2 protein-coding genes are annotated in these 6,326 nt (G+C 71.7%); both read left to right on the top strand.

What is annotated here, in order from left to right; genetic code table 11:
• On the top strand, positions 1-5,409 hold a 5,409-nt coding region (locus tag G3N98_RS37730; RefSeq protein ID WP_206150966.1), incomplete at its 5' end, for a non-ribosomal peptide synthetase.
• A gap of 9 nt (positions 5,410-5,418) precedes the next feature.
• On the top strand, positions 5,419-6,326 hold a 908-nt coding region (locus tag G3N98_RS37725; RefSeq protein ID WP_241026257.1), incomplete at its 3' end, for a condensation domain-containing protein.

The following is a 6,326-nucleotide window of genomic DNA, read 5'->3' as shown; positions in this document are numbered from 1 at the left end:
CCGGCCGGTGCGACGGGCGAGCTGTACCTGGGCGGGCCGGGCGTCGCGCGCGGCTACCTCGGGCGTCCGGCGCAGACCGCCGAGCGCTTCGTGCCCGATCCGTTCACGCCCGGCGCGCGGCTGTATCGCACCGGCGACCGCGTGCGCTTGCGTGCGGACGGCCGTCTCGCGTTCCTCGGCCGTATCGACGACCAGGTGAAGATTCGCGGCTATCGCGTCGAACCGGGCGAGGTGAGTGCGGCGGTGCGCGCGGCCGGCCCGGTCGCGCAGGCCGAGACGCTCGCGATCGAACACGACGGCCGCCTGCGGCTCGCGACGTTCGTCGTGATGCGCGATGGCGCGACCTTCGACGAGGCTGCCGTGCGTGCGGCGCTTGCCGCGAAGCTGCCCGACTATATGGTGCCGGCGCAATTCGTCGCACTCGCGCGCCTGCCGGTGACCGCGAACGGGAAGATCGATCGCGCGGCGTTGCGCGAACTGGCGGCCGCCCCGGTCGTGACCGCCGCTGGCGATGCACCGCAGGGCGCGGTCGAAACGGTGCTCGCCGAAGTCTGGCAGGCCGTGCTGAAAGCGCCGAAGGTTGGCCGTGACGACAACTTCTTCGAGCTCGGCGGCGATTCGATCCTCGTGCTTCAAGTGATCGCCCGCGCGCGCAAACGCGGCGTGCGCTTCACGCCGAAGCAACTGTTTGACGGGCCGACGGTTGCTGAACTCGCACGTATCGCGAAGACGGAAGCCGTGACTGCCGCTCCCGCGCAGCCTGCCGTTGCCGCCGCAGCCAGCGCGCCGGTGACGGCCAAGGTCCTGACGCCCGCACAGCAGCGCTTCTTCGCGCTGGACATCCCGCATCCGGGCCACTGGAACCAGTCGGTTGCGTTCGACGTGCGTGGCCCGTTCGACGCGGAGGCATTCGCGCGCGCGTTCGACGCATTGCTGACGCATCACGACGCGTTCCGCCAGCGTTTCGTGCGCGGCGCGGACGGCACGTGGCACGCCAGCGATGCGGCGAAGCCGTACGACGCGCTGCCGTTCGTCGAAGTCGCCGCCCGCGACGCAACCGACGCGCTCGCGCGCTTCGACGCGTTGCAGCGCCGTCTCGACCTCGGCCGCGGGCCGCTTGCCTGCGCCTGCGCGGCACGCTTGCCGGACGGCTCGACGCAGCTCTATCTCGCGATTCACCATGCGATCGTCGATGGGGTGTCGTGGCGCATCCTGCTCGACGACCTCGACACGGCTTATCGTGCCGCATGCGAACGCGCGCCGGTCCGACTGTCGCAGCCGGGCCTGCGTGCGGATGCATGGGCGGCACGGCTCGCCCGTGCGGCAACGGAACCGGCATCGCCGTTCGCGGCCGAGGCCGCTTACTGGGCCGGCATGGCGCAAGGCGACGACATCGCGCCCGATCATCCCGACGCAGCGGCGACGAACGCCGATGCGGCCGTCGTCGTGCAGACGATCGACGCGGCCTTGACCCGTGCGGCGCTGACCGACGCGCACGCGGCCTATCGCACGCAGACGATCGAACTGCTGGGCGCGGCGCTCGCACGGGCGCTGGCCGGCGTGAGCGGTGCCGCATCGTGCCGTGTCGAACTGGAAGGGCACGGCCGCGAGGCGCTGTTCGACGACGTGGATGCCAGCCGCACGATCGGCTGGCTGACGAGCCATTACCCGGTGACGCTGCCGGTCGCGGCCACGGCAAGTGACACGCTGTGCGCGGTCAAGGACACGCTGCGCGCCGTGCCGCACAAGGGGCTCGGCTTCGGTGTGCTCGCGCACTACGGCGATGCGGCGACGCGTGCGGCGCTGGGCGCCGTGCCGCGTCCGCGTGTCACCTTCAACTATCTCGGCCAGTTCGACGCGCCGCGCGACGCCACGCTCGTGCCGCGCTTCGGCGGCAGCGGCGTCGAGCGCGATCCGCAGGGGCCGCTCGGCAATACGCTCGCGATCCACGCGTACCTCGACACGGATCGCGACGGCGCACGCACGCTGAAAGTGCACTGGGTCTACGGCGCACCGCAATTCGAGCGTGCGACGATCGACGCATTCGCCGAACGTTTCGCGGCGGCGCTGCGCGAGCTCGTCGACGCGTGCGCATCGCGCGTCGCGCATCGCGGCGGTGGCGCGACGCCGGGCGATTTCCCGCTCGCGCAGGCCGCCGGGCTCACGCAGGCCGCGATCGAACGCACGCCGCTCGACTGGCGCACGATCGACGACGTCTACCCGTTGTCGCCGATGCAGCAGGGCATCCTGTTCCATGCGCTGTTCGCCCCCGGTCACGCCAGCTACGTGAACCAGCTCGTCGCGACCGCGGCAGCACTGGACGCCGACCGGTTCACGGCCGCATTCGAAGCGTCGATCGCGCGCCACGACATCCTGCGCACGAGCGTGATGCCGGACGAAGCCGCGCCGCTGCAGTGCGTGCATCGCCACGCGCAAATGCCGGTCGAACAGCTCGACTGGCGCACCCGCGGCGACACGTTCGATACCGATTTCGACGCATGGCTCGCCGCCGATCGCGCACGCGGCTTCGACTGGCGCGAGCCGCCGCTGATGCGGCTTACGCTGATCCGCGTGAGCGACGACGCCTGGCGCGTCGTGTGGACGCGTCATCACGTGCTGCTCGACGGCTGGAGCACCGCGCGCCTGCTCGCCGACGTGCTGCGCGACTATCGCGACCCGGACGCCGTGTCGCCGTTCGCGAGCCGCCCGGCGCTGCGCTATCGCGACTTCATCGCGTGGCTCGGCACGCGCGACCGCGACGCCGACGAGCGCTTCTGGACCGAACGCCTCGCACGACTCGACGCACCGACGCTGATCGCGGAACGCACGGCCGACCGCGCGGACGCCGACATGGTCACGTGGCGCACGACGCTCGATGCCGACACGCTGACGCGTGTCGCGCAGACGGCGCGCGCACTGAAGCTGACGGTCAACACGCTGGTGCAGGGCGCGTGGGCGCTCGCGCTGCAGCGGATGACGCACCAGCCGGCCGTCGCGTTCGGCGCGACCGTCGCGGGCCGCCCCGATGCACTCGCGGACGTCGATTCGGTGCTCGGTCTCTTCATCAACACGCTGCCGGTGATCACGGCGCCCGCGCCGCAGCAACGCGCGGCCGACTGGCTGCAAACGCTGCAACGCGAGAACGCGGCCGCCGCCGAGCACGCGCACACGCCGCTCGCCGACATCCAGCGCTGGGCGCGCGGCGCGGGCGGCGCACTGTTCGACACGCTGGTCGTGTTCGAGAACTACCCGGTCGACGAGACGGCGCGCGACGCCGATCCGCGCGCACTCGCGTTGAGCGGCGTGCGCAGCATCGAAGCGACCGATTTCGCGCTGACGCTCGTGATCGAGAGCGGTGCCGAGCTGACGATCGACTACGGCTACGACACCGCGCGCATCGACGCGCGGCAGGTTGAGACCTGGCACCGCGCGTTCGCGTGCGCACTCGATGCACTGGCCCGCACGCCGGAGGCGCTGCTCGGCACGCTGTCGATCGCCGACGAAGCCACCCGTGACGCACTGGCGCGGGCGCAAGACACCGCGCAAGCATGGCCGGCTGCGCAGCAACAGCCGCTGCACCTGCAATTCGCCGAGGCGGCACGGGCGACGCCCGACGCGATCGCGCTCGAATACGCGGACGTTCACGGCGGCGTGCATCGCGCGACCTATCGCGAACTCGATGTCGGCACGTCACGCATCGCGGCTGCGCTGCGCCGGCGCGGCGTGCAGCCCGACACGCCGGTCGCGCTGTGCGTCGAGCGCTCGTTCGACATGGTGATGGCGCTGGTCGGCGTGCTGAAGGCCGGCGCGGCGTACCTGCCGATCGATCCCGACTATCCGGCCGAGCGCATTGCCTACATGCTGCGCGACGCGCGGCCGGCCGTCGCGATCACGCAGGCCCATCTGCGCGAGCAGGTCGAGGCCGCGCTCGGCGAGGGCGTCACGACGCAGCTGCTGACGGTGGCGGACCTGCTCGCCGACGAAGCCGCAAGCGACGCCGCCGGCGCGACCGCCGCGATCGACGACGCCCAGCTCGCGTACCTGATCTACACGTCCGGTTCGACCGGCAAGCCGAAGGGCGCGGGCAACACGCACGGCGCGCTCGCGAACCGGATCGCGTGGATGCAGCACGCTTACGGGCTCACGCGCGACGACGTCGTGCTGCACAAGACGCCGTTCGGCTTCGACGTGTCGGTGTGGGAATTCGTATGGCCGCTGGCGATCGGCGCGAAGCTCGCGATCGCCGCGCCCGGCGACCATCGCGATCCGGCGCGTCTCGCGGCCGCGATCCATGCGCACGGCGTGACGGTGCTGCACTTCGTGCCGTCGATGCTTGCCGCGTTCGCTGCGTATCTCGACGATTTCTCGGCCGCCGCGCAATGCGACAGCGTGCGCCTGATCGTCGCGAGCGGCGAGGCGCTCGCGCCCGAACTCGTCGCGAAGATCGCGCGGCTGCTGCCGGACGCGACGCTCGTGAACCTGTACGGGCCGACCGAAGCGGCCATCGACGTGTCGCACTGGACCTGCGGCCCCGACGACGCGCATGCGGCCGCGGTGCCGATCGGCCATCCGATCGCGAACCTGCAACTGCACGTGCTCGATGCGGCTTGGCAGCCGGTGCCGGCCGGCGCGACCGGCGAACTGTATCTCGCGGGTGCGGGCCTCGCGCGCGGCTATCTCGGCCGTCCGGCGCTGACCGCCGAGCGCTTCGTGCCCGATCCGTTCGTGCCGGGCGCGCGCATGTACCGCACGGGCGACCTCGCACGCCGGCGTGCCGACGGCGCGCTCGACTATCTCGGCCGCGTCGACACGCAGGTGAAGCTGCGCGGCCAGCGGATCGAGCCGGGCGAAATCGAGGCGCTGCTGCGCGCGGCGCCCGGCGTGAACGACGCGGTCGTGATCGTGCGCGACGAGCAACTGATCGGCTATGTCGCACGCGGCGACGCGGGCCCGCTCGACCGGGCGGCGCTGCTCGACACGCTGCGCGCGCAGTTGCCGGCCTACATGGTGCCGTCGCAACTGATCGAACTCGATGCGTTGCCCGTGACGCCGAACGGCAAGTGCGACCGTCATGCGCTGCCCGCGCCGGTGCGCGAAGCAGTGGCGGAAGTCGAGCTGGCGACCGACACCGAACGCGCGCTCGCCGGGATCTGGCAACGCGTGCTGCACGTGGACGCGATCGGCCGCGACGGCGATTTCTTCCTGCTCGGCGGCCATTCGCTGCTCGCGACGCAGGCCCACGCGCAGGCGAACCTGCACTGGGGGCTCGCGTTGCCGCTGCGCACGCTGTTCGACACACGCACGCTGGCGCGCTGCGCGGAGGCGATCGACGCGGCCTGCGCGGCCCGCGGCGCGACCGATGCGGCGAGCGCGATCGATGCGCTGCTCGGCGAACTGGAAACCCAATAAGGACGACGGATGACGAAGGCTCAACCCGACTGGCTCGCGCTCGCGACGCGTTTCGCGCAACTGCCGGACGCGCAGCGCGCGGTCTTCATCGACAAGCTCGGCGCGGCCGGCATCGACTTCCGCGTGCTGCCGATCCCGCCGCGCACCCCACGCAGCGACCGCGTGCCGGCGTCGTTCGCGCAGACGCGGCTGTGGCTGCACGCGCGGCTGATCGATGCGCCCGATGCATATCACATCACCGAGCGCCTGGCACTGACGGGCCCGCTCGACGCGCATGCGCTGCGTCTTGCGTGCGATGCGCTGATCGCGCGCCACGAGGCGCTGCGCACGACCTTCGACGAAGCGCAGGACGGCGTCGCGCAAACGATCCACGCACCGTTGCGCTGCCCGTGGCGTGAAACCGATCTCGAAGCGCTGCCGGACGCGCAGCGCATGGCGCGCGCGGAAACCGTCGCGACGGCCGACGAAGCCGAGCCGTTCGATCTCGGCGTGGCGCCGCTCGTCCGCGCGCATCTGGTGCGCTTCGATGCGACGCATCACTGGCTCGCGCTGACCGTGCATCACATCGTGTCGGACGGCTGGTCGTCGGGTGTGATGCTGTTCGAGCTTGCGTCGTTCTACCGCGCCTATGCGTCAGGCGAGCCGGTGCCGCTCGCGCCGCTGCCGATCCAGTACGCCGATTACGCGCTGTGGCAGCGCCGCTGGCTCGACGCCGGCGAGCGCGATCGCCAGCTCGCGTTCTGGCGCGAACGGCTCGATCCGCAACGCGGCGTGCTGGCGCTGCCGGGCGCGACGGCACGACCCGCACGCCGCAGCGCGCGCGGCGCACGCCATGTGTTTTCACTCGACGCGCGCGTCGGTGCGCAACTGCGCGCATTCGCGGCCGCATCGGGCGACACGCCGTTCGCGGTGCTGCG

It is taken from the genome of Burkholderia sp. Tr-20390 (genome assembly GCF_017104595.1).
Classification (GTDB): domain Bacteria; phylum Pseudomonadota; class Gammaproteobacteria; order Burkholderiales; family Burkholderiaceae; genus Burkholderia.
Note: the sequence above shows the minus strand (reverse complement) of the source record. Positions and strands in the feature narration are given on the sequence as shown.